The sequence below is a fragment of the gamma proteobacterium SS-5 genome (genome assembly GCA_009497875.2).
Lineage (GTDB): Bacteria > Pseudomonadota > Gammaproteobacteria > Chromatiales > Chromatiaceae > Magnetovirga > Magnetovirga frankeli.
This window is the reverse complement of record CP032508.2, coordinates 2,613,907-2,639,538: the sequence shown is the minus strand read 5'-3', so window position 1 is coordinate 2,639,538 and position 25,632 is coordinate 2,613,907. Positions and strand designations below refer to the sequence as shown.

The 25,632-nt window shown below is 64.0% G+C and carries 18 protein-coding genes; 3 read left to right on the top strand and 15 right to left on the bottom strand.

The window, feature by feature from the left end:
* Window positions 1–29: 29 nt before the first annotated feature.
* The 6 genes from D5125_00220 to D5125_17215 all read right to left on the bottom strand — a co-directional run bounded on the left by D5125_00220 (window position 30) and on the right by D5125_17215 (window position 7,441).
* Window positions 30–1,241 (bottom strand): MFS transporter, encoded by a 1,212-nt coding sequence (locus D5125_00220; GenBank protein ID QFY88028.1) that lies wholly within the window; start codon window positions 1,239–1,241, stop codon window positions 30–32.
* A gap of 313 nt (window positions 1,242–1,554) precedes the next feature.
* Window positions 1,555–4,491 (bottom strand): response regulator, encoded by a 2,937-nt coding sequence (locus tag D5125_00215; protein ID QFY88027.1) that lies wholly within the window; start codon window positions 4,489–4,491, stop codon window positions 1,555–1,557.
* Window positions 4,481–6,484, bottom strand: a complete 2,004-nt coding sequence (locus tag D5125_00210) for a response regulator (GenBank protein ID QFY88026.2) — start codon at window positions 6,482–6,484, stop codon at window positions 4,481–4,483. Before D5125_00210 ends, D5125_00215 begins: the two co-directional genes overlap by 11 nt.
* A 163-nt stretch (window positions 6,485–6,647) precedes the next feature.
* Window positions 6,648–6,929 carry a type II toxin-antitoxin system RelE/ParE family toxin gene (locus tag D5125_00205; GenBank protein ID QFY88025.1) on the bottom strand — a complete coding sequence of 94 codons (282 nt, stop codon included), beginning with the start codon at window positions 6,927–6,929 and terminating at the stop codon, window positions 6,648–6,650.
* Window positions 6,926–7,159, bottom strand: a complete 234-nt coding sequence (locus D5125_00200) for a ParD-like family protein (GenBank protein ID QFY88024.1) — start codon at window positions 7,157–7,159, stop codon at window positions 6,926–6,928. Before D5125_00200 ends, D5125_00205 begins: the two co-directional genes overlap by 4 nt.
* A gap of 102 nt (window positions 7,160–7,261) precedes the next feature.
* Complete coding sequence (locus D5125_17215) at window positions 7,262–7,441, bottom strand: hypothetical protein (GenBank protein QPB72182.1); 180 nt, start codon at window positions 7,439–7,441, stop codon at window positions 7,262–7,264.
* A gap of 100 nt (window positions 7,442–7,541) precedes the next feature.
* Here D5125_17215 and D5125_00195 point away from each other — a divergent pair, with 100 nt between their 5' ends.
* Entirely contained in the window at window positions 7,542–8,783 is a 1,242-nt protein-coding gene (locus tag D5125_00195) for a carboxylate--amine ligase (protein QFY88023.1), read from the top strand.
* Between the two features lie 269 nt (window positions 8,784–9,052).
* The gene (locus tag D5125_00190; protein QFY88022.1) at window positions 9,053–11,077 is read left to right on the top strand and encodes a hypothetical protein; all 2,025 of its coding nucleotides are present in this window, start codon (window positions 9,053–9,055) and stop codon (window positions 11,075–11,077) included.
* A gap of 760 nt (window positions 11,078–11,837) precedes the next feature.
* On the opposite strand, the gene D5125_00180 is transcribed toward D5125_00190, so the two are convergent.
* The 3 genes from D5125_00180 to D5125_00170 all read right to left on the bottom strand — a co-directional run bounded on the left by D5125_00180 (window position 11,838) and on the right by D5125_00170 (window position 18,007).
* The gene (locus tag D5125_00180; protein QFY88020.1) at window positions 11,838–15,449 is read right to left on the bottom strand and encodes a response regulator; all 3,612 of its coding nucleotides are present in this window, start codon (window positions 15,447–15,449) and stop codon (window positions 11,838–11,840) included.
* Window positions 15,450–15,894: 445 nt separating this feature from the next.
* The gene (locus D5125_00175) at window positions 15,895–17,154 is read right to left on the bottom strand and encodes a PAS domain S-box protein (protein QFY88019.2); all 1,260 of its coding nucleotides are present in this window, start codon (window positions 17,152–17,154) and stop codon (window positions 15,895–15,897) included.
* Window positions 17,155–17,335: 181 nt separating this feature from the next.
* On the bottom strand, window positions 17,336–18,007 hold the full coding sequence (locus D5125_00170) for a c-type cytochrome (protein QFY88018.1): 672 nt from the start codon (window positions 18,005–18,007) through the stop codon (window positions 17,336–17,338).
* Window positions 18,008–18,429: 422 nt separating this feature from the next.
* Between D5125_00170 and msrA the strand changes: the two genes are divergently transcribed.
* Window positions 18,430–19,653, top strand: a complete 1,224-nt coding sequence (gene msrA / locus D5125_00165) for a peptide-methionine (S)-S-oxide reductase MsrA (GenBank protein QFY91013.1) — start codon at window positions 18,430–18,432, stop codon at window positions 19,651–19,653.
* A 141-nt stretch (window positions 19,654–19,794) separates the two neighbouring features.
* Here msrA and D5125_00160 read toward each other — a convergent pair whose 3' ends face one another.
* Genes D5125_00160 through D5125_00135 form a run of 6 tightly spaced genes read right to left on the bottom strand, consistent with a single transcriptional unit; the run spans window position 19,795 to window position 25,557 of the window.
* Window positions 19,795–20,130 carry a Na+/H+ antiporter subunit G gene (locus tag D5125_00160; protein QFY91012.1) on the bottom strand — a complete coding sequence of 112 codons (336 nt, stop codon included), beginning with the start codon at window positions 20,128–20,130 and terminating at the stop codon, window positions 19,795–19,797.
* A gap of 5 nt (window positions 20,131–20,135) precedes the next feature.
* Window positions 20,136–20,405, bottom strand: coding sequence for a K+/H+ antiporter subunit F (locus tag D5125_00155; GenBank protein ID QFY88017.1), 270 nt, complete (start codon window positions 20,403–20,405; stop codon window positions 20,136–20,138).
* On the bottom strand, window positions 20,399–20,890 hold the full coding sequence (locus D5125_00150) for a Na+/H+ antiporter subunit E (protein QFY88016.1): 492 nt from the start codon (window positions 20,888–20,890) through the stop codon (window positions 20,399–20,401). Before D5125_00150 ends, D5125_00155 begins: the two co-directional genes overlap by 7 nt.
* Window positions 20,887–22,434, bottom strand: a complete 1,548-nt coding sequence (locus D5125_00145; protein QFY88015.1) for a monovalent cation/H+ antiporter subunit D — start codon at window positions 22,432–22,434, stop codon at window positions 20,887–20,889. The genes D5125_00150 and D5125_00145 overlap by 4 nt, the downstream gene beginning before the upstream one ends.
* Complete coding sequence (locus D5125_00140) at window positions 22,427–22,765, bottom strand: Na+/H+ antiporter subunit C (protein QFY88014.1); 339 nt, start codon at window positions 22,763–22,765, stop codon at window positions 22,427–22,429. Before D5125_00140 ends, D5125_00145 begins: the two co-directional genes overlap by 8 nt.
* Complete coding sequence (locus D5125_00135; protein ID QFY88013.1) at window positions 22,765–25,557, bottom strand: monovalent cation/H+ antiporter subunit A; 2,793 nt, start codon at window positions 25,555–25,557, stop codon at window positions 22,765–22,767. The genes D5125_00140 and D5125_00135 overlap by 1 nt, the downstream gene beginning before the upstream one ends.
* Window positions 25,558–25,632: the final 75 nt, after the last annotated feature.

Here is a 25,632-nt window from a genome sequence, read left to right as displayed (position 1 = left end):
GGCCGTTTCGCCCCATGATCCTTAGGGGTTTAGGCATCCAGCCGCAGCTGCTCGGCGTGGCGTCTGGCCCAGGGGACGAACAGGGCCACGCAGAGCAGCTCCAGCAGGCCCACCAGGACAAAGGTCAGGGGATAGGCGGGCAGTTGCCAGGCACTGAACAGGGCCACCAGGCCGCCGCCGGTGAGGGGGCCAAGGACAAAGCCCAGGGAGCCGGCCAGATTGAAGCCACCCATGGCCATGGCCCGGTGCTCGGGCCGCGACAGGCTGGCCACCAGTACCAGCGAGGGGGCGTACATGAGCGAGGCCACCACCCCGCCGGCGAACATCAGCCAGGGGATCTGCCCCGGCGTTGCCAGCCCCAGCGTGGCCAGGGTGAGGCCGTAGGCGATGCTGCCGATGAACATCATGCGCACCGGGTTCCAGCGCCGCGAGAGCAGGCCGGCGGGGTAGGTGAGCAGGGAGAAGGGCAGCAGGAACAGGGCCATGATGAGGCCGATCTGCAGGGCATCCAGGCCCAGCTGACTGCTCAGATAGAGCGACAAGGTGGAGACGATCACCCCCACGGTGAGGCGATCGACAAAGGCAAAGGCATAGGGCAGGCGCAGGGGCAGGTTCTGCGGCAGGGCGCGCAGCAGGGCGCTCAGGCCGGACCCGGCATGGCCGCCGGGGCGCTCGCGCAGGCCCAGGGCGGCCAGGGGGACGAGCAACAGCAGCAGTCCACCCCCGGCCAGAAGTACCGAATCCGCCCCCGTACGGCCAAGCAGTCCACCCAGGGGCGCGCCGGTTGCCACCCCCAGACTGATGGCCGCCCCGACCAACCCCATGATCCCGCCCATGACCTTGCGCCTGCCTGTCTGCTGCTGGCCTTGCTCGCTGGCCATGGCCATGAGCAGGCTCAGGGCGCTGATGTGGGCGCAGCCCTCGATGAAGCGCCAGCCAAGAAATATCGGGTAGGACCAGTCCAGCAGCAGCATCCAGACGGCCAGGCCATTGATGATCAAGGCTATCAGGATCAATGGCTTGCGCAGTTTCCAGGCATCTGACAGCAGGCCGATAACAGGGGCGAAGAGCAGGGCACCGAGCATGTTGGCGGACATGAACAGGTGCTGCTGAAATTCACTCAGATCCGGATAACGGCCGCCGGTCAGCTCACGCAGTATGGGTACCATGCCGGTGACCGGCAGCAGCAGCAGGTAGAGCAGCAGGACGATCAGGGGCAGTTGCATCTTGTCGCGTGTCATGGGGCCATGGAGCGCCGTTTAATTCTGTGGGCGGGATGGATTCAGACCGCTCCGGGGGGTGCCGAGTTTCACCCGGTGAGTCTGACTATTTCGTAACTACTCCCCCACTCTCATCTCTAAGGACAGAGCATCTAATTCCCCCCTTTGCAAAGGGGGAAGTCAATCCTCTACCCATTAAACCCCCTTTGGTTAGGGGCAATAATCGGTCGCCAAGGGCTGAGGTAGTTTCCACAGCTGTTCCACCTGAGGCATCCCTACAGTCGTTTATTCAAAGGGGTGAGAGGCCTAATGGCCTGAGTACTTACACTATTTCTTATTTTGGCGACCCCCCCTGTTCCAGCTGTTGGAGCAGTTGCCTTAGCTGATTGAGGGCGGCGGGGTAGTCGAAGGATTCCACTTTGTTTTCCAATTCCTCGGCCTCTTCTCCCAGGGCCCGCCTCAGGCTGGGCATCAATTCTTGCAGCTTGCTGTTGCTCTTGGCATCGCTGCGTTCAAGCAGTTGCGCTAACCGTTTCAGTCCATCGAGCAGTTTGGCTGGGTCTTCGGCCTCTACGGACGGCTTCGGGTCGGTTGCCGACTTTGCGGGCGCGGACTGTTGATCTTCGGTCCCATCCTTTGGCAGCCAGCGCAGCAGGCCGTTGAACAGCAGTGCGGGAACCACGGGTTTGACGATGAAGTCGTTCATACCGGCCTCCAGGCAGCGTTGCCGGTCCTCGCTGAAGGCGTTGGCGGTCATTGCCAGGATCGGCAGGTCCGCCCCCTGGGGCAGTTGACGGATGCGCCGGGTGGCCTCCAGGCCGTCCATTTCCGGCATCTGCATATCCATCAGTACGATGTCGAAGGCCTTGCCGCCTTCGATCAGCTGCAAGGCCTGGCGGCCATTGTCGGCCAGCTCTACCTGCAGGCCGGTATCCTCCAGCAGGGCCAGGGCCAGCTCCTGGTTGATCAGATCATCCTCCACCAGCAGCAGACGACGCTGGCCGTGCCGCTGGCGCAGTAGGTCATCGGCATTGTCCAGCAGCCGTTGGGCCGCTTCCGTCGAACCGGTTTCCTGCTCCGGGTCGATCCGTTCCAGGGGCAGGTCGAACCAGAACCGGCTGCCCCGGCCTGGGGTACTCTCCAGGCCCACGCTGCCGCCCATCTTTTCGCTCAACAGGCGCACCAGGGCCAGGCCCAGACCGGTGCCGCCGTAGCGGCGGGTGGTGGAGCTGTCGGCCTGGACGAAGGTGCTGAACAGCCTTTTTTGCTGCTCCGGGTCTATGCCTATGCCACTGTCTTCCACGGCAAAACGCAGCAGCAGGCGATCCAGGTGTTCCTCCAGCAGTTCCGTACTGAGGCGTACGCTGCCCTGGTCGGTGAACTTGACCGCGTTACTGGCCAGGTTGAGCAGGGCCTGGGTGATGCGCGTAGGGTCGCCGCGCACCGCTCCGGGCAGCTCGGCGTGCTCCAGGCTCAGCTCCACCCCCTTGGCCTTGAGCGGTTCGCGCACCATGGCCGCGACCTGGTTGAGGATCAGTCTGGGTTGCAGGGGGATGGACTCCAGCTCCAGCTTGTCGGCGTCGATCTTGGACAGATCGAGGATGTCGTTGATCAGGTTGAGCAAATGCTGGCCGGAGTCGGCGATGATGCGCAGCCTGCGACCCTGTTCGCCATCCGGGCTGGCCTCCAGCAGCAGATGGGTCATGCCCAGGATGGCATTGAGCGGGGTGCGGATCTCGTGGCTCATGTTGGCCAGAAAGGCGGATTTGGCGCGGGTCGCGGCCTCGGCCTGCTCGCGGGCCTGGCGCAGCTCTCGGGTGCGCTGCTCCACCAGTTCGGACAAATGATAGCGATGCAGGTCCAGCTCCTCCGCCAAGCGCTTTTTTTCGGTGATATCCTCTTGGACGCTGACGTAGTGGCTGATCTCGCCATCGTGCTGACGCAGGGGGGAGATGATGGCGAAGTGGACAAACTCATGGCCATTGCGATGGCGGTTGACGAATTCACCCTTCCAGGTCTGCCCCAGTTGCAGTTGGTGCCACATGCCGGCGATGTTGGCGCTGGGTGTCTTGCCCGATTTCAGCAGCTCGGGGTCGCGCCCCAGTACTTCCTCACGGGGGTAGCCGGTAATGCGTACAAAGGCCTCGTTGACGTATTCGATGCGGCCCTGGGTGTCGGTGATGATGATGCTCTCCGGGCTTTGTTCCAGGGCGCTGGAGAGCTTTTTCAGCTTGGCCAGGTTGTGCCGCCGCTGTACCAGCTGCCAGATGTCGTTGGCGATCAGTTGCAGGGTCTCGACATCGATCTCCGCATAGGGCTCGGGCTTGTTGCCCACTCCCATCAGCATCAGTGTCTGGCCCTGTTCCAGCACCGGCACCGAGATCAGCCGGGTCAGCTGGGCGTGGCCCTCGGGCAGGCCGTGCTTGCCCTCGGCATTGGCGTAGTCGTTGCACACCACCGGGCGCTGTTGGCGCAGGGCATCGGCCCAGATACCGGCTTGGCTGACCGGGTAGTGGCTGTGGTGAGCGGCCTGGCAGTAATGCGCCAGGGTGCGCCGGGACCAGGTGACCAGCTCGATGCTCTGGCCATCCTGGTGGACGAAGTGGATGAAGGAGATGGGGCTTTGGGTCAGGTCCTCGGCCAGTTCCAATCCCTGTTGCATGAACTCGGTCTCGGTCAGGCTCTCGGCCAGTTGGGGCAAGTGCAGCAGGGCCTCGGCGCGACGCGCCTGTAGATCCAGGCGAGCCTGGGCCGCTTCGGCCCGTTGCCGTGCCGCCAGGGCGTCTTCCATCAGATTGAGGGCAGCCAACCGCGCCAGGCGCTGCTCTTCCAGCAGGCCTTCGAGTCTGCGTAGATAGTCTGCCTCGGCCTGGTGTCGCTGAGCACGTTCACGTACTTCATCCAGGGCGCGCTGCACGGCGCTGGGCAGGCGTGCCAGGCGGTCCTTGAGGACGAAGTCGGTCAGACCCTGGCGCAGCAGTTCCACCGCCGCCTCCTCGCCAATGCTGCCGGAGACCAGAATCAGCGGCAGTTCGGGATATTCCCGGCGGATCTCGCTGATCTTCTGCGGCATGTGCAGGCCGGGCACCCTGAAATCGGTCAGCAGCAGGTCCCATTGTTGCTGTTTCAGGGCCTGGCGCAGGTCTTCGGGACGATCTACCCGGCGCATTTCCAGGGGCGTGTCCAGGGCAGCCAGGCTGTGTCGCACCAGCAGAAAGTCGTCTTCCGAGTCTTCGATGGAGAGGATGCGCAGTGGGGTGTCAGCCTTCATCAGTGGGTCTCGGGGGTAGCTGGAAACAGAATCGGCTGCCCTGACCGGGCTGGCTCCAGGCCTGCAAGTGGCCGCCGTGGCGCTGGATTATACGCCGTACCGTGGCCAGACCAATGCCGATGCCGGGAAATTCGTCCCGAGGGTGCAGGCGCTGGAAGGGCTGGTAGAGGTCATCGGCCTGGTCCATGTCAAACCCCACGCCGTTGTCCTCGATGCAGATCCAGTGCTCGTCATCGGCCTCGGCGCGGAGATAGATGCGGATGCGGGCCTGGGGATTGCGGGCGCTGTATTTCCAGGCATTGTCCAGCAGGTTGGCCAGTACCGAGCCGAACAGTTGGGGGTCGGCCCAGACCTGGAGACCGGGCTGGATTTGCAGCTCCACCTGGCGCTGGGGCTGTTGCTCCGCCAGTTCAGCCAGCTGTTCCCGGGCCAGGGCGGACAGGTCCAGCAGGCGGGGATGCAGCGGCCCGCGGCTGTGGCGCGATAGCTGTAGCAAGGCCTCGATCAGCTGGCCCATGCGCGTGCCGGCCTGGCCGATGCGCGTCAGCAGATCCTGGCCGGACGGGGGCAGTTGCCCGGCGTGTTTTTCCTGCAGCTGGGTGGCAAAGCCGCTGATCGCCCGCAGCGGGGCGCGCAGATCGTGGGAGATGGCATAGGCGAAGCTGTCCAGCTCCCGATTGATGGCCTGCAGCTCGGCGGTGCGCTCGGCGACGCGCTGTTCCAGGTGGGCGTTGAGCTGGCGTATCTCGGCCTCGGCGGCGCGTTGCTCGGTGACATCGATGAAGCTGGTGAGCACGCCATCATTGAGGATCATGGCGCTCATGCGGATCAGTCGCGCCTGGCCATCACGGCAAGCAACACGAAACTCGCCACCGGACAGCTCGCCTTCATGCAGCGCGGCCTGGCCGATCTGCTCCTGCCAGCAGGCCTGCACCTCGGCCCGGTAGTCCGGGTCCGGGTAGGCCAGCCGCCACCAGTCGTCGAGGTGTGAGATCTCCCCCTGGGGATAGCCAAACAGGCGCTCGAAGCGGCGGTTCTGCGCCAGATTGACTCCCTCGGGGCTCATCAGCACCATGGCCACCGGCGAGTCCTCGAACAGCTGCTGGAAGCGGGCGCTGCTTTGCTCCAGCATCTGGGTGCGCCGGTCCACCTGGCGCTGCAGCTGCAAACGCAGACGGGACAGCTCCAGGTGGGTGCGGATGCGGGCGCGCACCTCGTCGATCTCAAACGGCTTGGTGACATAGTCGGCGGCCCCGGCGGCAAAGCTCTTGACCTTGTCCTCGGTGGCCTCCACCACGCTGATGAAGATCACCGGGATATGCGCCCAGGGTCCGGCCTTGATGCGGCGGCAGACGGCAAAGCCGTCCATCTCCGGCATCAGTACATCCAGCAGTACCAGGTCAGGTGCCTGCCCGGTGTCCAGCCCGGCCTCCAGCTGGGCCAGGGCCTCGGCGCCGTTGCGCGCCACCAGCAGACGGTAGTCCTGCTTCAGCTGCTCGATCAGCAGGTGCAGATTCTCCGGCTGGTCGTCCACCAGCAGCAGCAGCGGCGGCACGGTACCCTGGGGCTCGGCGCTGGCCGGGCGGGGCGGGTCTTGGCGGTAGCGGCGCAGCTCCAGCTGGGTGCGGATGCGCTGTTTGAGCAGCAGGGGGTTGACCGGCTTGCCAATGTAGTCGGACACCCCCAGCTGAAAGCCTCGCGCCTCATCCGCCAGATCGGCCAGGGCGGTGACGAAGATCACCGGGATATCGCGGGTTTCGGCACTGGCCCTGAGCTGGGCCAACACGGCATAGCCGTCCATCTCCGGCATCTTGATATCCAGCAGGATCAGGTCGGGCCGGGGCAGGGCATGGGCCAGCTGCAGGGCCTGGCTGCCGCTGGTGGCGGCGAGCAGGCTGAATTCATCGCGCAGGATCTCAATCAGCAGATGCAGGTTTTCATGCTGATCATCGACAACGAGTAATTGCGCACGCGGGTTGCTGGCTGGTGACATGGCCGTTTCTCTGGTTGGGGGTCTGTATCCTAACGAAGTATGGGGCAATCCCCGAGTTATAAGCCTCTTGAATCTGTTCCCGCGCCAAGAAAGGGAAAGTTCGCGCACCAGCTCAGGATGTCTGATGATCAGACGCAACAAACAAGCTATTGTTTGTCTTGAACTACGAACGTTTGAGATTGCGATAGAAATTTTCGTGTGGGCCAACGGCTTCGAGCAAGACCAAACGTATGTCGTCATCGACGGTGTAGCCCAGCAGATACACTTGGCTTTGGCTATGGAATTTATAGACATACAAATCCGCCAAATCCCCCTTTTTGCGTTCGCCGACAGAGGGGTCTTTGGCAACTTGCGCCGCTGCGGTATCGACATCGGCGGCGACGTTGTCGTGCAGCTTCTTGTAGGCACGAGCGAAGCGTCGAGTTTGCTCCAACTGATAGCTCATTGCTGACGGCTTTTGGGTACGAATGGAGTGGTCGTCTCGCGTGGCTCGGCCATTGAGGCCAGTGATTCGGCAATGAAGCTGACGGGCAGGTCGGGGTTGTCTAGTGCGGCACGGCCGATCTTGGCCCAGTATTCGACCTGACCAGCAATGGTTCGGTGCTCAGCAACAGCCTCGTTACGCGCCTGATCGTAAAGCGTCTGGTTGATGCGGATGGATGTGGATGTCGTCATGGCATTTCCCTCATAAAGTGCTTGCCACAATTGTAGTAATTCTCCGCAAGGTGTACAACTCAATGCCGACTTCACCGCCTCCAACTGCAGCGCAGTTTCCATTCAGCACGGCAAAAGCCCGATGCACGGTGATCTTAAGCAGGTGTCTGTCCTTTTGTTTTGGCCGCTGGTGGCGGCCAGAAGGGCGAATTCATCGCGCAGGATCTCGATCAGCAGATGCAGGTTTTCATGCTGATCATCGACAACGAGTAATTGCGCACGCGGGTTGCTGGCTGGTGACATATATATCGCCTTGTTTTGTAGGCGTACCAGGTCGCGGATTGGCCAACAGGCCTGAAAAAGTGTACTCTGGAAAAACCAATCGCAGCAAAAGGTCCTGCCTATGAGTAACAATAGAAACAAAAATGTAAACCCCGAAAAAGGCTATGTGGCACTTCTGGGCTGGAGCCTGAATGCCATTGAAGCCGCTGACCGTTTTGATCGGCGCTATGTTGTGGTGGCCCCCGATTGGGCCGCAGACTACTGTCAGGAACACCAGATACCCTACCTGCCCTGGAACTTCGAGCGGCTGAATGACCGCTCCATGGAAATCGCGCAAACCCTGCAGGATATGGGCGTGGATGTAGCCATCCCGCTGTTCGAAGAAACGGTGGAGTGGGCCGGTGCCATCAACTCGGTATTGCTGGACAACCCCCGTCTGTTTGGCCAGGCCATGTTGCTGCGCGATAAGGCGTTGATGAAGCGACGCGCCCAGTTGGGGGGTATCCGCGTAGGCATTTTCGAGGAGGCCCACGACAAGGAGGACGTGGTGCGGTTTCTCAAGCGGGTGAATCAAACCCTGCTCAAACTCGACGGCGACCCCAACGACCCGATCCACCTCAAGGCCTTCGACAAGGCCGGTTGCCTGGGCCATCGGGTGATCCGCACCCCGGATGAGGTGGACTCGATTCCCGATGAGGAATTTCCGGTACTCATGGAATCCCACCTGGACGGCTGGGAATTTGCCGTGGAGGCCTGGATTCACAACGGCAAAATCCGCTTTCTCAACATCTCCGAATATGTGACCCTGGGGTATTCGGTGTTTGTGCCTGCCACCCCCGAGCTGGAACAGTACCGCGCCCAGATTACGACCCAGATTGAAAAACTGATCAAGACCTTTGACATAGAGTTTGGTTTTGTCCACCCTGAGTATTTTGTCACCAACGATGGTGAAATGTACTTCGGCGAGGTGGCCTATCGCCCACCCGGTTTCAAGGTGTTCGAGCTACTTGAGCGCGCCTATGGTTTCAATGCCTATCAGGGACTGATCCTGTCCTTCGACCCGAAAACCAGCGAAGAAGAGATCAGCCGCTTTTTTCCGCAAGAGGTAGTGGACGCCAAGGGCGTGGCCGGCTGTTTTGGGGTCTATCCGCGCCGCCGGGTGGTCAGCAAGCTGGAGATACCCGAAGAGACCGAGGACCACGAGTACTTCGAGTCGCACGAACTGACCCCGCCACTGGAAGAAACCGTGACCAAGCGCACCGCCTTCGGCACCCACTGGGGGCTGATCTACTTTTTCGGCCCCGACCCGCACGTCATGCGGGACCTGTTGAAGCACCAGGAAGAGCTCGATTTCTATGTGTAAGCCCTGGTGTCTATAGGGCATAATTCCACTCTAAGAGCCTGTCGGATTTAGGATGCTCCTACTGCGCCGGTGGGAAGAACGGCCTAGAATTGTTTTAAACATTGGCCCCGATTTTTCGTTGCGTAGGTCCACTGTGCGCCTCAAAATCGTGAAAATTTGGGCCGACCTTCCCACCTTGCTCGCTACGGGCACCTAAACCCGACAAGCTCCTGGCATTTTGGCTTGAACGGCCTGCGGATGGGGTGTTTGCGTGATCATGAGGAGGCCGCTTGACTGAGTCTGAGGTAGAGGACAGCGCCAAGCTGGATAGACTGTCGGAAAAGCTCGACGAGGCACTGCACGCCCTGGCCGAGGTCAGCGACTTTGCCAAGATCACCCGCATTCGCCGGGTGTTCAACACGGCACGGCGACTGATGCAGCAAGAGGGCGGCTGCGCCCGGGTGGAGGCCCGTGCCCGGCAGCTCGATCAGGCCGGGGTGTTTGTGGGCTCGGACTGGGCCCAACCGCAGACGCTGATTCCCAGCCTGACCAGCTATTCGCTGAAAAGCCCGGATGCCGACACGGTCATAATTGAGGCCTTGAGTGAACTGCGCCTGCTCGCCATCGCCCTAGGCGATTACCTTCACCCCGGCATGTCCTCAGAACAGGCTCATCATTATCTCACCCAGGTATTGGCCATCAACCTGGCGTTGCTGTTCGGCGCGGCCAGCGAGGCCGAACGGGAACAGCAAGGCAAGCTGGCGTTACTGACCCGCAAGCTGTTTCGGCACCTGGCTGAGCGCATCGGCTACGAGCATGTGATCGACAAACTGATCGAGGAGATCTGGCGCATACTGCAACAGCGGCCGATTCAGGTGGACAACGTCAAGCAGATGATTACCCAGATCGCCATCTGCCAGGCCAACCCGGATATCGATCTGGGGGTCAGCGGCCAGGGAGCGGACCGGCTGATCAGCAGCCTGTACGGTGCCACCCAGGCCTGCCGGGAAGACCCCGGCGTTGAAATCTACCGCCAACGTCTGACCAGCATGGATTCCGGCACCCTGCAATACGAGGCCACTGGCTTCGCTCGGGCCATGCACGATACCGGCCTGGTTTCGCCTTATCACAGCGTACTACTGCGGCACCTTTTGGAGCAAAGCGACCACCTGATCTCCGAGGCCCTGGGGCTGTCTAGCACCGGCCGTGACTGCCTGCTCTGCTATAACGAATTGGTGCGCGCCATGATCAAAGAGGTGATCCATCCCCAAACCGCACAAGCCATCTACGGCCTGGCGCTACTCCTGGAGCGGGGCATCTTGTATCAACCGCCCGTGGCACCGGCACTCTGGCGCCAGCTCTCTCTGCCCATCTCGCCTTTCTGCCAACAGCGCCTGACCCTTGCCTTCGGCCCCGAGCCCTCGGCCCGCGCCTGGTTGATGCAAGGCGTGCTCTGTATGCTGGGCCAACCCCTGGGTGTCGGCCAGGGCAATAACCCCACTTGCCAGTCAGCTCGGGCCTTGTCCATGTGGGCCTACAACGACCCCGACTATCTGCTGCAGATGGTGGCCTGGGCCGCCCGCGATGATGAGATCATCATTCACTTTGAGGGTCAGCCGATTTCCTCGCGGGAGAGCGCCTCCGGCGTGGCCAAAGAGCTGCCCCTGGACCTGGATCCGGTATCACTGCTGGTGGTACCCCATCTGGATCGTATTTACGCCGAAATGGGACGGCGCTGCCTGGGCCGCGAAGGCGACCCGCACCGCTGGGTCAACCCGGAGTTTCACGGCTGGTGGTCGGGCCGGGGCTTTCGCATCAATGTGGATGTAGAAACCGGCAAGCTGGATCAACTGGATGATTTTCTGCGCCATTTTTACGCCAGCTACCACCCCTATTACAATGGCAACCAACCGCTGATCCACCCCCAACCCGCCGGTATCGCCGTTACCGACAGCGCGGCCCGCTTCGTCGGCTGGCACGCCATCACCATCCTGCGCGTAGCCCTGGACCCCAAGGGGGTAATGCGGGTGTATTTCTACAACCCGAACAACGACAGCGGACAGAATTGGGGCGATGGGGTAGAGGTCAGCACCGCAGGCTGCGGCGAGCGTTTTGGCGAGGCATCGCTTGCCTTTGAACAGTTCGCCTCTCGGCTCTACATATTCCACTACGACCCACTAGAAAGCGGCGAGTTGGCCCGCATGAGCGCCGAGGAACTGCACCGGGTCAAACACCGGATATACCACAGCTGGGGGGCCGACCGCCTGCCCGCCGACCCCCTGCAGGCCAGCGCCCCCAAAGAGACCAGCAGCTGACGCCAGGCCCCGGCTGGCATCCGCATGTCTGTCGAGTCCCGGCGGTTCGCTACACCTTCACCGGGCAGAGGGCTTGCGCCTCCAATCTCTCGCCAGCTTGTCCCGGCGCTCTGTCTGTCATTTTGTTCTCCACAAAAAACGTGGTCTGTCCCCTGACACCCTGGGCAGGGCCACGCCTAACCTTTGCCCCTCCGAGCATCAGATCGGAATTTCTAATCAATGGGACGCAGAGGACGCAAAGAAGCGCAAAGGACGCAGAGAAGAATGAGGAAGACCTAACCCGGAGTGCAACGGTCCCTATCGGCATCCTCGGCTTTGGCATCCTGCGTCGCCCAACCTCCTGCATCGGGCCTACAGGGATGTAGGTCATGCCAAGCCGATGAACCCACACCTAGCCCCAAAGGGCGGTAGGTGTGGGGCGGTGGCCCTGCAGTCGTGCCTCACGGGACACTCGCATATCCCAGCCCGGATGCAGCGCAGCGGAATCCGGGGTTGCAGCTGGGCAGGGCTACGCCTAACCTTTGCCCCTCCGAGCATCAGATCGGAATTTCCGGGGCTCGGAACTCCCAGATTGACAGGCGGCCATGTTGTTTCACAGTAACACGGGGTGGCCCTGCGCCGCGTGGGAGGCCAGCTGTGCTGGGCGACCTGTGAAGCGACCGCATCGCGCAGCAAAGCGGCCCTCCCACCAGCGCTCCGCACTTCCTCAACTCGGCGATCTCCGCGCTGCTTTGCGCCCTCTGCGTCCTTTGTCCGGCCTTTAGACCGATCCCTGGTCCAGCTGTTGGCGCAGTTGCGCCAGGCTGGCGCGGGCGGCGTTCAGCTCGAAGCGGTCGAGCTGTTGTTGCAGCTCGGCCCAGATCTCGGCCTGGGGGCTGCGTTGCAGGCCGGGCTGGAGCTGTTGCAGCAGCGGCTGCACCTGACCGATGTCGCGCTCCAGGGCCTGTTGCAGCTGTTCCAGCAACGCCTGTAAAGCCGGGGCGGGCAGGGGGGCGATGGCACCCTCAGGCGTTGGGCTGTCGCTTGGGTCCAGCTGCCGGATTTCGTCGAGCAAGGCCCGCAGTTGCTGCTGCCATTGCCTGATCAGCTCTGGGCTTGGCATCCGACCGGCCCGGAGCAGGCCGTCCAGGGTGGTGAGGCTGTCGGACAGCGCCAGGGCTCCGAGATTGGCCGCTACTCCCTTGAGGCCGTGGCAATAGGGCTCTGCGGTGTCGGGGCCTTGCCGCAGGAGCTGGTCTAGCTGGGCATCGGCATCGGCATAGTGCTGGACGAAGCGCTGCAACTGGCGGCGGTAGGCGGCGACCTGGCCGCCCATGCGGCGTATCCCGGCGGCGGCGTCGATCTGGCGCAGTTGGCCCAGGTCGGCAGGCAGGCGGGTTTCAGGCGGCGGGACGGCTGGGGCCGGGGCGGCCTCGGCGTCCCGTGAGCCCGGCGTGGATTCCTCTTGCCCCTGGGTCCAATAAACCAAGCGGCGCAGCAGCAGGTCCGGGTCTATGGGCTTGCAGATGTGGTCGTCCATGCCGGCGGCGCGGCTGGCCTCCAGGTCCTTGCCCATGGCCAGGGCGGTCATGGCGATGATGGGCAGTCGGCGCAGATGGGCCCACTGCGGCTGCTCGGCCAGGGCGCGGATACGTCGGCTGGCCTCCAGACCATCCATCAGCGGCATCTGTATGTCCATCAGCACGGCGGCGAATGCCTGCCCTTGCACCGCCGTTAGGGCCTCGACGCCGTTCTCCACGCTGATCACCTCGGCCCCCTGGGATTGCAGCAGGCTGAGGGCGAATTCGCGGTTGATCTCGTTATCCTCCACCAGCAGCAGGCGCAGACCGGCCAGTGGCTTGCCCTCGTCCGCTGGGCTGAGCGGGGTTGGTGTGGGCAGGCGGGCGCGGCCGAGCACGCCGAGGATCTGATCCAACAGGGCAGAGGGGGAGACGGGCTTGACCAGAAAACCGTCCACCCCGCTGCGTTCGGCCCGCTGCAGCACATCGTCGCGGCCATAGGCGGTGATCATGATGACCTTGGGCAGGGCGGCTCCGTGATTGCGCAGCTGGTGTAATACCTGATCGCCATTGATATCGGGCATGCGCCAGTCCAACAGCAGCAGGTCTGGCCGGGGCCGACTCGGGTCCTTCAGGCGCGCCAGGGCGGCCTGGCCGTTTTCCGCCAGCTCCACCTGTAGTTGGAAGGCGCTCAGCATCTCGGCGAGGATCTCCCGCGAGACGCGGTTGTCGTCCACCACCAGGGCGCGGATGCCCTTGAGCAGCGGCCCCGCGCCCTGGGTCAGGCGCTGCTGGCTGCTGGGGCTCTGCGCGGCCACCCCCAGCCGACAACTGAAGCACAGGGTGCTGCCCTGACCCGGTTCGGAGCGCTCCAGCCAGAGCTGGCCGCCCATCAATTCCACCAGATTACGGCTGATGGCCAGCCCCAGGCCGCTGCCGCCGTAGCGGCGGGTGGTGCTGGCATCGCCCTGGCTGAATTTTTCGAACAGGCGCTGGCGCACCTCGGCGTCCATGCCGATGCCGGTATCGCGTACGCAGATCTTCAGCTCCAGCTGGCCGTCATCCTGCTGATCTGCTCGATTCAGAGGCTGAAAGTTCAGCTCGATCTCGCCCTGTTCGGTGAACTTCAGCGCATTGCCGCAGAGGTTGAGCAGCACCTGCCCCAGGCGCAGGGGATCGCCGATCAGACGGCTGGGCAGCTGGATGTCGTGGCGGATGAGAAACTCCACCCCCTTGCGCTCGGCCTGATAGCCGATGTTGTCCGCCAGCGGTTCCAGCAGTTCCTCCAGGCTGAATTCCACCGACTCCAGCTGCAGCTTGCCCGCCTCGATGCGGGACAGGTCCAGGATGTCGTTGATCAGCCCCAGCAGCAGGCGCGCCGAACTCTGCGCCTTGTTCAGGTGATCCCGCAGCAGGGGATCAAGGTCCGGATGGCGCAGGGCCAGATAAAGCATGCCGAGAATGGCGTTCATCGGCGTGCGGATCTCATGGCTCATATTGGCCAGGAAGTCGGACTTCATCTGGGTGGCGGCCTCGGCCTCGGCCTTGGCCGCCAGCAGCTCCTCGCGGGCGGCCCGCTCGGCACTGATGTCATCGATGATGCCCACCACCCCTTGCTCCAGATCGCCGGGGCAGATGGCGCGTACCGAGATACGCGCCCAGAACCGCTGGCCATCGGCCCTTTGCAGTTGCAGCTCCTGGCTGTAGGTCTGGCCCCGATCGATCAGCGGGTAGGCGGCCTGGCCAAAGGCCTCGAAGCTGGCCGTATCCGGATACCAGATGCGCGTGCTCTGGCCGATCTGGCTGCCGACGGGCTGGCCAAACAGCTCATCGAGACGCCGGTTGCCGCGCCGAATGCGCCGCTGTTGCGCCAGCACTATGCCGCTGCTAGCGGAGTCAAACACCGCCTGCAGCTCGGCGGTGCGCTCGCTCACGCGCTGTTCCAGGTTGTTGCGCTCCTCTTGCAGGGCCTGACTGGTCCGCTGCAGGGCGCGGGTGCGCTGGGCCACCTGCCAGCGCAACAGCAGGGCCAGCAGGCTGAGCAGGAGCAGGCCAAGCCCGCCCACCCAGAGCAGCCAGCGCGCCCAGTCCGGCAGCCAGACCTCCGGCGGCAGGGCCATGGCGCGGCGCAGGGCGTCGAAGTAGGGGGAGTCGGCATCCTGCCGCCAGGCACCCAGATGGCGGTCGATGGCCGCCAGCAGATCGGTCTGCCGACCCTTGGCGCTGGCGAAGTAGAGGCTGCTGGGCAGGAACAGGATGGGGCTTTCGCGTAGCTGATAGCGGCTGCCGTTGTGGGCGGCGAAGAAGCTGTTGCTGATCACCGCATCGGCGCGGCCCTCGGCCACCGCCGCATAGCCCTGCTGCAGGGAGTCCACGGCGATCTCGCTGTAGGCGTGGCCCTCGCTGGCCATCAGGCGGCGGAAGAATTGCTGCTGTATGCCGCCCTGCAACAGGGCCACGCGGCGCTCGGCCAGGTCGGCCAGGCGCTGTACGCTCAGCTCAGGACGGCTGTAGATCTGCGACCAGGAACTGGCCACCGAGATCTGGTGAAAGTCCATCTGCCGGGCGCGTTCCTCGGAGAAGGCCACATCCGGCATCAGATCGATCTCACCGCGCTGCAATTGCTCCAGACAGGCATTCCAGGTGCAGGGCGCATAGTCCAGCCGCCAACCCTCGGCCTGGGCCATGGTCTGCAGCAGCTCGATGAAAAACCCGGCCGGCTGGCCAGCGGGGTTGGTATAGAGCTTGGGCGGGTTCTCATAAAAGCCGACCCGCACCTGGCGCTGGTGCGGCTGACCCGCCCACCAGAGCCCAGCCAGCACGGCCAGCAGCAGGCTGATCACAACGGCGAATGCGAGCAGGGGTCGGTTCATTTTAATGCGAGTATTTAGCCACGGAGCCACAGAGGTCACAGAGAAACATCAAGCTGATTACCCATGTATTTTTCTCATTCCCACGCGCCGCGTGGGAACACCGAAGTTCCGCGCTGCGGAACCTCGCCTCCGCAGCGCGGAGGTGCTGCATTCCCACGCAGCGCGTGGGAACGAGAGTAATCGATGGGACGCAGAGGACGCAAAGAAGCGCAAAGGACGCAGAGAAGAATGAGGAGGAAGTATCCCGGATGACAGCAACCTTTTTCTTGCCAATGATGAAACGATGCCTTGCAAAACGGAGTGGGTCCATATATGGGGTGTAACGGAATCCGGGATTGTCTCTGGGCAGATGCCTGTGAGCTACACAAGCCCTTTTCTCGTTCCCACGCAGCGCGTGGGAACGAGAGACAGTAACACTCTGCGCTTCTCATCGTCCTCTGCGTCCTTACCTGGGTTGATCCCCCGGCGCTGCCCCCTCGGTCTTGGCCGATTCGGCGAAGCTTAAATCATAGGGCTCGGCGTGGCCCAACTCTTGGCTGAGCTGGTTGACTTCTTGCTTGAGACGAATCATCTCCAGCTCACGGCCGACCATGGCGCGGTTGAAGCGTTGCAGCTCGGCATTGCCTTGTTCCGCCTCCTCAAGCGCCAGCTCCAGGCGCTGCTGGGCCTGCAGCTGTTGCCGCAGGGCCTCGGCCTGTTCCCGGTGGCGTTGCTCCTGCAGGGCCAGCAGCTCGGCCTGAGCCTGCTTGCGTGCGCTGACGTCGTGGATGATGGAGTACAGATAGTCCTTGCCCTGCAGGGGTATGACCCCGCTGAACACCTCCACATCGCGCACCGAGCCGTCGGCGCGGCGGTGCTGGAACTCAAAATACTGGCGTTCAGCGCGGCGTGCCTTGGCCATTTCCTGCTGGATCTGCTCTGCCGACAGGCAATTGATGTCCGTTATCCGCATCCCCCTGAGCTGCTCCAGACTCCAGCCGTAGTAGGCGGTGGCGGCGGGGTTGGCGTCCAGTATCCGGCCCTTGTCCGGGTCGATGATCAGCATCATGGCGTGGTTGTTGTCAAACAGGCCGTGGTAGCGCTGCTCGCGCTCGCGCAGCTGGGTCAGATCGATCTGGCGCTGCCAGCGTTCCTGCAGCAAAAGCCCCAGGACCAGGGTCAGTGGCGGGTGGATCAGCAGCACCGGCAGGCTGATCTCGCGCAGGGTCTGCCAGGCCAGCGCCCAGGGCATGAGCAGCATCAGGGCCAGCATCAGCAGGTGTACCGCCAGCCCCAGGCCGAGCAGGGAGCGCCAGGTCAGGCGTTCGAATTGGCTGACATAGCGCCGCCGCCAGAGCAGGCCGAGCAGCCAGGCGCCGAAGATGGCGATGACCCCGGTGAGGGCGGCGTCACCCCCCAGCCAGGCGCGGAAGCTGGCCAACATCAGGGTGGCGATGAGGCTGGGCAGGGGGCCGAGAAAGAGGCCGCTGAGGGAGAGCAGTACATAGCGGGCGTCGATCAGTATGCCCGGCGTGAATACCGCCGTGGTCTGCATCAGCAACAGGCCGATCAGCCCCAGACCCAGCCCGGTCAGCCAGCCCGGACGGCCCGACCAGTCGATGCCCCGGCGTGCCAGCAGCAGGTCCAGCAACTGGGTCAGGCCCAGCAGCAGGGCGGCGTTGATCAGCAGCATCAGGCTGAAGTCATGGAGCGGGGGCAGGTTCACGCTGAGGTTCCCGTGGCTGGATTGGATCTTGGCCGGATTCGGCACAGATTACCTCTGACGCCGGGTCAGGCGCAAAGCTGCCTTCTCCGGCGAGGGCCTGATTTTACGCCATCCAGCCGCTGCCTGTCCTGTGGGGCAGCCGGGAGGCGGCTGCCCCATCCAACCCGGCCGATGCAGGGGGTCAGTCGTCCACTATGGAGAGGTAGGCGAAGATGTCCTTGAGTTGGTCATCGCGAAAGTCGTTGAGCAGTTCGTAGTCCGGGTCGGTTTCGTCGTGGATGCGTACCTTGTTGCGGTATTTCTCCACCTGTCGCCAGAGGTAGTCGGTGAACTGGCCGGCCAGCTGGGGCACGGCCTTTTCGTTGTCGCCCCAGCCTTGGTCGCCATGGCAGGAGCCGCATTCCTTGCGATAGAGCTGCTCGCCCCTTTCCACGTCACCTTCCGCACGAGGGATCTGCATCAGCTGTTTGGAGGCCTTGAGGCGGGCGTAGGCGTCAAAGTCCGGGGCGTTTTCATCCACCGGCGGCAGCTTGGTCTTGAGGGTGATGCCGGCCAGATAGTGGGAGACATCGCGTATGTCCTCGTCGGGCATCTGGCGTTCGTCGATGTATTCCACCATGGCCATGTTGGGCCGGGAGCGGTCGCGGAACAGGTGCAGCTGCTTGGCGATGAACTCGGCCGGCATACCCGCCAGACGCGGGTATTCGCTATCGCCGCCGCCCTGGCCGAATTCGCCATGGCAGCCGGCGCAGACATCATTGATGTCCTGCCCGTTTTCCAGATCAATCGCCAGGGCCGGGCCTGTCAGCAGAAATACCAGGGTAATGACTGGGGTAATGGCTGGGGTACGCATATCGTGAGTTCACCATGGTCTGTGGGACGGGGTAATCTAATCCAAGCCGCCAGCGGGCGAATTGATTTACGTCATTTCCCGCAATTCCCGCCTGAATTGCCTGGCCAATCTGCCCCGCTGGCGGCGCAAATGCCGGTCAACTGTGGGGTTGCTGGCGGATGCCGGAGCTGCCAGAGTTAAACCTGTCAGACCGGGCCCCTGGCCGAAGGCAAAGGAGGGACGCAGAGGACGCAGAGTGATTAGGGCCCCAACGGGCCTCCTCCCAGCCAGCGCTCGGAGTTTCCAGGCTGACGGCTGAGGGTTGGCCGCTGGCCGCTCACCACAGAGGTTCTTATGAGAGGTTTGAGATCATGCGTGTTGCCCTTATCTTTTGTGCCACGATCACCCTGCTGGCCTGGCTGGGCTGGGGCCGGGGGCCGCTCATGAACGCCCAGGCCGCTGCGGACGGGGCCACTGCCGAGGGGTTGGAGTCCATTGTGGTCGGCATGGGCTGCTTCTGGGGGGCGGAGAAGCGCATGGCAGCCCTGCCTGGGGTGGTGGATGCCATCAGCGGCTATGCCGGCGGTAGTTTTCCTGACCCGACCTACGAGCAGGTGCTGGCGGCCGAGGGCAAGGCCGGGGTGCGCAATCACGCCGAGGTGGTCAAGGTGACCTTCGACCCGGCCCAGACCTCCCTGGAGCAGGTGCTGGTTGGCTTCTGGGAGAATCATGACCCCACCCAGGGCGATCGTCAGGGCAATGACCGTGGCTCCAATTACCGCAGCGTCATCTACTTCAACTCCGAGGCTCAGCAACGGACGGCGGAAATGACTTGCTCGGTGTTCCAGCAGGCACTGACAAAGGCGGGTTTTGGCACCATCACCACCGAGATTGCCGCGCTGGATAGATTTTATCCGGCGGAGGATTACCATCAGGACTATCTGCTGAAGAATCCACGCGGTTACTGCGGTCTGGGTGGCACCGGGGTCAAGTTCCCCTCCGGCGTGGATCGGGCGCAGAGCGCCGAGATTCGTCCCCTGGATGGTGCCAGCCTGTCTCAAGGCCTGCAGCTGGTGGTGTTCGAGTCCGAGCACTGCCCCTTCTGCGAGCTGTTCCGCCAGGAGATCCTGCAGGGCTGGCAGGCCCCCACCCCCATCACCACCAGCCTCTCGCCCCTGGCCCCCAAGGGCTGGCGGATCAAGGACCCGCTCTGGGCCACGCCTACCATCGTCCTGTTCGATCAGGGCCAGGAACGGGAGCGTCATACCGGCTACAACGGTGATCGGGACGGCTTCTGGCGCTGGTTGGGCTATGCGGTGCTGAGCGATGAGGAGCGGCGCATCGCCTACCAGAGCGGTACCGAGCGGCCCTTCACCGGCTCCCTGCTGGACAACAAAAAGCCCGGCACCTATGTCGATCCGGTCACCGGCGCGGCCCTGTTCCGCAGCGACAGCAAGTTCGACAGCGGTTCCGGCTGGCCCAGCTTCTTTCAGCCCATCGAGGGCGCGGTGACCCTGCATGAGGACAGCAGCCACGGCATGGCGCGCACCGAGGTGCGCAGCAAAAGCTCCGGCATCCATCTGGGCCATGTGTTCAGCGACGGCCCGCCACCCACCGGCAAGCGCTACTGCATCAACGGCAAGGTGATGCGCTTTGTGCCTGACTAATCAAGCCGTTCGCTGAGCGTAGCCGAAGCGAACGGCGTAACTCCGCCCCCTTACCCAACTCATCTCCCCAGGGCGAGGGGCTTAACGGCCTGAGCAATTACCGAACGGCTTGAATCGACGCCATGGTTGGGAGGTCCGCGCTTAGTCTCCCTTGCGGCCCTTGGCCTCTTCTTCCGGCAGGGCCGCCAGGGAGGGCAGTTGCTGGTGCCGGGCGGCCTTGGAGAGCAGGTGGGCGGAGACCGGGGCGGTGATGAACAGAAACAGGCTGACCAGGATCTCGTGCAGGCTCAGGCCGGCCTGCTGGGTGCTGAAGAACAGCGCCGAGGCGATCAGCAGGCTGCCCACCCCCAGGGTGGTGGCCTTGGTGGGGGCGTGCAGGCGGGTGTAGAAATCCCCCAGCCGCACCAGGCCGAAAGAGCCGACAAAAGTGAACAGGGCACCGGCCAGTACCAGCAGGGCCAGGGCCGCCTCCAGGATGGGGTTCATTCGATGATGTCTCCGCGCAGCAGGTATTTGCACAGGGCCACCGTGCCGACAAAGCCCATCAGGGCGATCAGCAGGGCCGCCTCGAAGTAAAGCGGGCTGGCCAGCTGGATGCCGAGCAGCACCAGCAGGGCGATGCTGTTGATGTAGAGGGTGTCCAGGGCAAGGATGCGATCCGGTGCCGAGGGGCCGCGCAGCAGGCGGTACAGGCTCAGGGCCAGGGCGGCGGCAACCAGGGCAAAGGCGATGATCAGGGCCAGGTTCAGCATTGGAAGATCTCCTTCAGCGGGGCCTCGTAACGGGCCTTGATGGTGGCGGCCAGGGCCTGGGTGTCGGCCACGTCCAGGGCGTGCACCAGCAGGCTGCGGCGGTCCTCGCTCAGTTGCGCCGAGACCGTGCCTGGGGTCAGGCAGATGACATTGGCCAGGATGCTGATGGCCAGCTCGTCGTTTAGGTCCAGGGCCACGGGGACAAAGGCCGGGCGCAGCCGTTGTGGCCGTTGCAGCAGGATCAGCCGCGCCACATTGAGATTCGCCGCCAACACATCGTACAGAAAGACGCCGATAAAGCGCAGCAACAGCAGGGGCCTGTGTACCTCGACCCGGTCTGGCCAGAAGGCCAGGGTGAAGCGGGGTATGGCCCAGCCCAGCAGCAGCCCCAGCAGTATATGACCGGGGGCGAAGCTGTTTTGCAGCAACAGCCAGACCAAGGTCAGCAGCAGGGTGAAGCTGGGATGGGGCAGCCAGCGGTTCATGGCGCGGTTCCAGGGCTGTGCACAGGGGCGGGGTTGAGTATGGCGTCGCGGTAGAGCGCCGGTTGCAGCAGTTGCTCCGCCGTGGCCTGGGTGAACTCCAGCGCCGGGCCGGCCAGCAGGGTCAGTAGCAGGATCAGCCCGAACAGGCCGAACAGGGCGACCAGTTCATGAACGGAGGCCGCCGATCCGGGAAGGGTACCGGCCAGGGCGCGGCCTTCTGTCACGCTGGTCTGGAAGAACAGGCGGCTACCGGCGCGGGCCAGGGCGATGATGGCGAGCAGGGCCGAGATCAGCACCAGAGCCCAGATCCAGATCATGGCGTCATGGCCGCTGGCGGCGCGCAGCAGCAGGAACTTGCCAAGAAAGCCGGAAAACGGCGGCAGCCCGGCCATGATGACGGCAGCGAGAAAGAACAGCCCGCCCCACAGCGGCAGGTTGGGCATGTCCGCATCCACCCGCAGGCGATCAGCGCTGAACGGACGGCGGCGGGCAATGGCCTCTCCCAGCAGGAACAGAAGGGCGGCGGCAAAGGTACTGTGGGGCAGATAATAGAGCCCGGCGGCAATGCCCGCCTGGCCCAGGCTGAAGGCCAGCAGCAGATTGCCCAGGGAGAGGATCACCAGATAGGCGGTGAGCCGCCCCAGGCTGCGCACCGCCAGCGCCCCCAGGGCGGCCAGGGGCAGGCTGGCCAGGGCCAGGGGTATCAGCCAGGGCTCGAACAGATTCGCCAGGGGGCCGGCGTCCGCGCCAAACAGCAGGGTATGGCTGCGCACTATGGCGTAGGCACCGACCTTGGTCATGATGGCGAACAGGGCCGCCACCGCTGCCGGGGCATTGGCATAGGCGGCCGGCAGCCAGAGATGCAGCGGCAGCAGCGCCGCCTTGAGGGCGAACACGCCGAGCAGCAGCAGGCCCCCGGCGCGGGCCAGGCCCAGATTCTCCGGCGCGACGCTGGCCGAGCGCTGCGCCAGATCGGCCATGTTGAGGCTGCCCAGGCTGGCGTAGAGCAGTCCAGCGGCGAGCAGGAACAGGCTGGAGCCGAGCAGATTGAGCACCACATAGTGCAGCCCGGCCTTGACCCGCTGCGCGCCGCCGCCGTGCAGCAGCAGGCCATAGGAGGCGAGCAGCAGGATCTCGAAAAAGACGAACAGATTGAACAGGTCACCGGTGAGAAAGGCCCCGGCCAGGCCGAACAGCTGCATCTGGAACAGGACATGAAAGTGGCGGCCCCGGAGGTCCAGGCCAGCGCTGGCCTGGACCAGGGCAAACAGGGCGAGCAGGTTGGTGATCAGCACCATCCAGGCAGCCAGGCGGTCGGCCACCAGCACTATGCCCCAGGGGGCGGCCCAGTCGCCCAGGCGATAGACCAGGATGTCGCCCCCGGCCACCGCCTGCAGCAGGACCAGGCTGGCGCCGATCTGCAGCACCAGGGCGGCCAGACCCAGGCCTCGGCGCAGGGCCAGGGGACGATCGTGCAGCGCCAGTAGCAGGAGCCCGGCGAGAAAGGGGATGAGTACCGGCAGAATGGGCAGATGATCAGTCATGGGCGTCCTTGTCTGACAGGCCATCGACATGGTCGTTGCCCAGCTCGGCCTTGGCCTTGATCGCCAGCATGATGACGAAGGCGGTCATGGCAAAGCCGATAACGATGGCGGTGAGCACCAGGGCCTGGGGCAGGGGGTCGGCATGCTGGCCGGAGCCGTCGATCACCGGCGGTTGGCCCAGGGTCAGGCGGCCCATGGCAAACAGAAACAGGTTGACGGCGTAGGAGATCAGAGTCAGGCCCAGCACCAGGGAGAAGGTGCGCCCGCGCAGGGCCAAATAGACCCCGCAGGCGGTGAGCAGGCCAATGCAGAGGGCGAGCAGGGCCTCCATCAGGGGTTCTCCTCGTGGTGACTGGCGCGGTGGATCAGGCCCAGATTGATCAGGATCAGCAGGGTAGAGCCCACCACCACCAGATAGACCCCCAGGTCGAAGGCCATGGCCGAGGCCAGCTCGAATTCACCGATCAGGGGCAGCTTGAAATGGCCGAAGGCGGAGGTCAGGAAGGGTCGGCCAAACAGCCAGCTGGCCAGGCCGGTGGCCAGCGCCATGACCAGCCCGGCGAGGATGATGGGGTGAGTACGGGCGGGCAGGCGGCTGTGGGTCCAGCTGACGCCGTTGGCCAGGTATTGGCTGATCAGGGCCACGGCGGTGATCAGCCCGGCGATGAAGCCGCCGCCGGGCAGGTTATGGCCGCGCAGGAAGATATAGATGGACACCATCAGCGCCAGGGGCAGCAGCAGCCGGGCGAAGGTGGAGAGGATCATCGGGTGGATGTCTCGATCCCAGGGGCGGCCGTGCAGGTCATGCCGGGGCGCGGGCAGTTGCAGACCATGGAGCATGGCGTAGATACCCAGCGCCGCCAGGGCCAGCACGCTGATCTCGCCAAAGGTATCGAAGCCGCGAAAATCCACCAGGATCACGTTCACCACATTGGTGCCACCGCCGCCGGAAACGCTGTTGTCCAGGAAGAAGCCGCTGATGGAGTCCAGCGGCCGGGTCATCGCCGCCCAGGCCAGGCTGCCCACCCCGGCACCGGCCAGCAGGCCGACGAGCAGGTCGCGCAGGCGATGGGGGCTGCACGAATCGGCATGGCCCTGCTGGGGCAGGAAATAAAGCGCCAGCATGAGCAGGACAATGGTGACGATTTCCACGGAGAGCTGGGTCAGGGCCAGGTCCGGGGCGGAGAACTTGACGAAGATGAGGGAGACCACCAGGCCCACGGCGCCGATCAGGATCAGGGCGGTGAGACGCTCGCGGTGCAGCCAGGCGGTGGCCAGGGTGGCGCTGATCAACACCAGCCCGGCAATCAGGCTGACCCCATCCAGGGGCATGGGCGGGCGGGTGCCGGTCAGGGGCATGTCCACCAGGGCCATGCCGGTCGTGCCCAGGGCGATGGCGCTGAGCACCAGGATCAGCACCTGACGCTGCAGGGAGCCGTTCTCCAGCCACTGGGTCAGGCTGCGGGCGAGCCAGAGCAGGCGCCCCATCTTCCAGTCGAACAGGCGTTTGGTATCGGGCCAGCGGCGGCTGGCCTGGAAGGCGAACAGGGGCTTGCGCTTGAGGTAGAGCAGGGCACCACCGGCCAGGGCCACCAAGCTCATCAGCAGGGCCAGGCTGAAGCCGTGCCAGAGGGCCAGATCGTGCTCCGGCAGCGGCCCCTGCAGTACCCCGCTGGCGGCCACCGCCAGCAACGGCTCCACCGTCTGCGCCGGGAATATGCCCACCAGCAGACAGATGGCCACCAGGATCTCCACCGGCACCTTCATCCAGCGCGGTGGCTCGTGCGGGGTTTTGGGCAGGTCGATGGGATCGCCGTTGAAGAAGACATCGTGGATAAAGCGCAGGGAATAGGCCACGGCAAAGATACCGGCCAGGGTCACCGCCAGGGGCAGCAGGCCGCCGAAGTGGATCGCCACATCCTGGCCCAGGGCCTCGACAAAGAACATCTCCTTGGACAGGAAGCCGTTGAACAGGGGCACCCCGGCCATGGCCGCCGCCGCCACCATGGCCAGGGTGGCGGTGTGGGGCATGTAGTGCCAGAGGCCGTTGATGCGGCGCATGTCGCGGGTGCCGCATTCGTGGTCGATGATGCCGGCGGCCATGAACAGGCCGGCCTTGAAGGTGGCGTGATTGATGATATGAAACACCCCGGCCACCGCCGCCAGGGGCGTGCCTATGCCGAACAGGGCGGTGATCAGGCCCAGGTGGCTGATGGTGGAGTAGGCCAGCAGGCCCTTGAGGTCGTGCTTGAAAAGGGCAATGACCGCGCCCACCAGCAGGGTGGCCACGCCCACGCCGCCCACCAGGTAGGTCCAGGCATCGGTGCCGGACAGGGCCGGAAACAGCCGCGCCAGCAGAAATACCCCGGCCTTGACCATGGTCGCCGAGTGCAGATAGGAGGATACCGGGGTGGGTGCCGCCATCGCATGGGGCAGCCAGAAATGAAACGGAAACTGGGCTGATTTGGTAAAGGCCCCAAGCAACACCAGCAGTAGCATGGGCAGATAGTTGTCATGGCCGCGGATAAGCTCGCCATGGGCCAGCACCACGGACAAATCATAGCTGCCGACCATCTCCCCGAGCAGGATAAAACCGGCCAGCAGGGCCAGGCCCCCGGCGCCGGTGACGGTCAGGGCCATGCGCGCCCCGCGCCGGGCATCCTGCCGCTGCCGCCAATAGCCAATCAGCAAAAAGGACGACAGGCTGGTCAGCTCCCAGAAGATCAGCAGCAGGATCAGATTCTCCGCCAGCACCACGCCGAGCATGGAGCCCATGAACAGCAGCAGGTAGGCATAGAGCCGGGTCAGGCTGTCGCGTTCGGACAGGTAGTAGAGGGCGTAGAAGATTACCAGCAGGCCAATGCCCAGGATCAGCAGGGCGAACAGCAGGCCCAGGCCGTCCAGGCGAAAGGCCAGGTCCAGCCCGGCGGCGGGCATCCAGGGGATGCGGTGGATCAGGGTCACCCCGGCAAAGGGGCCGGTCAGCAGCGGTGCCAGCCAGGCCAGGGCGGTCAGGGCCACGCCCGCCGCCGCCCAGGCCGTGGCCGCCCGGCCAAAACGGCCGACCCAGGCCACCAGCAGGGCACCGGCAAAGGGGGTCAGGACGGCCAGTAGCAGGTTCATGGGTTAATCAACCAACCCGTAGCCCGGATGCAGCGAAGCTGAATCCGGGGTAAGCAACAGCCTTGCACCGAGAAA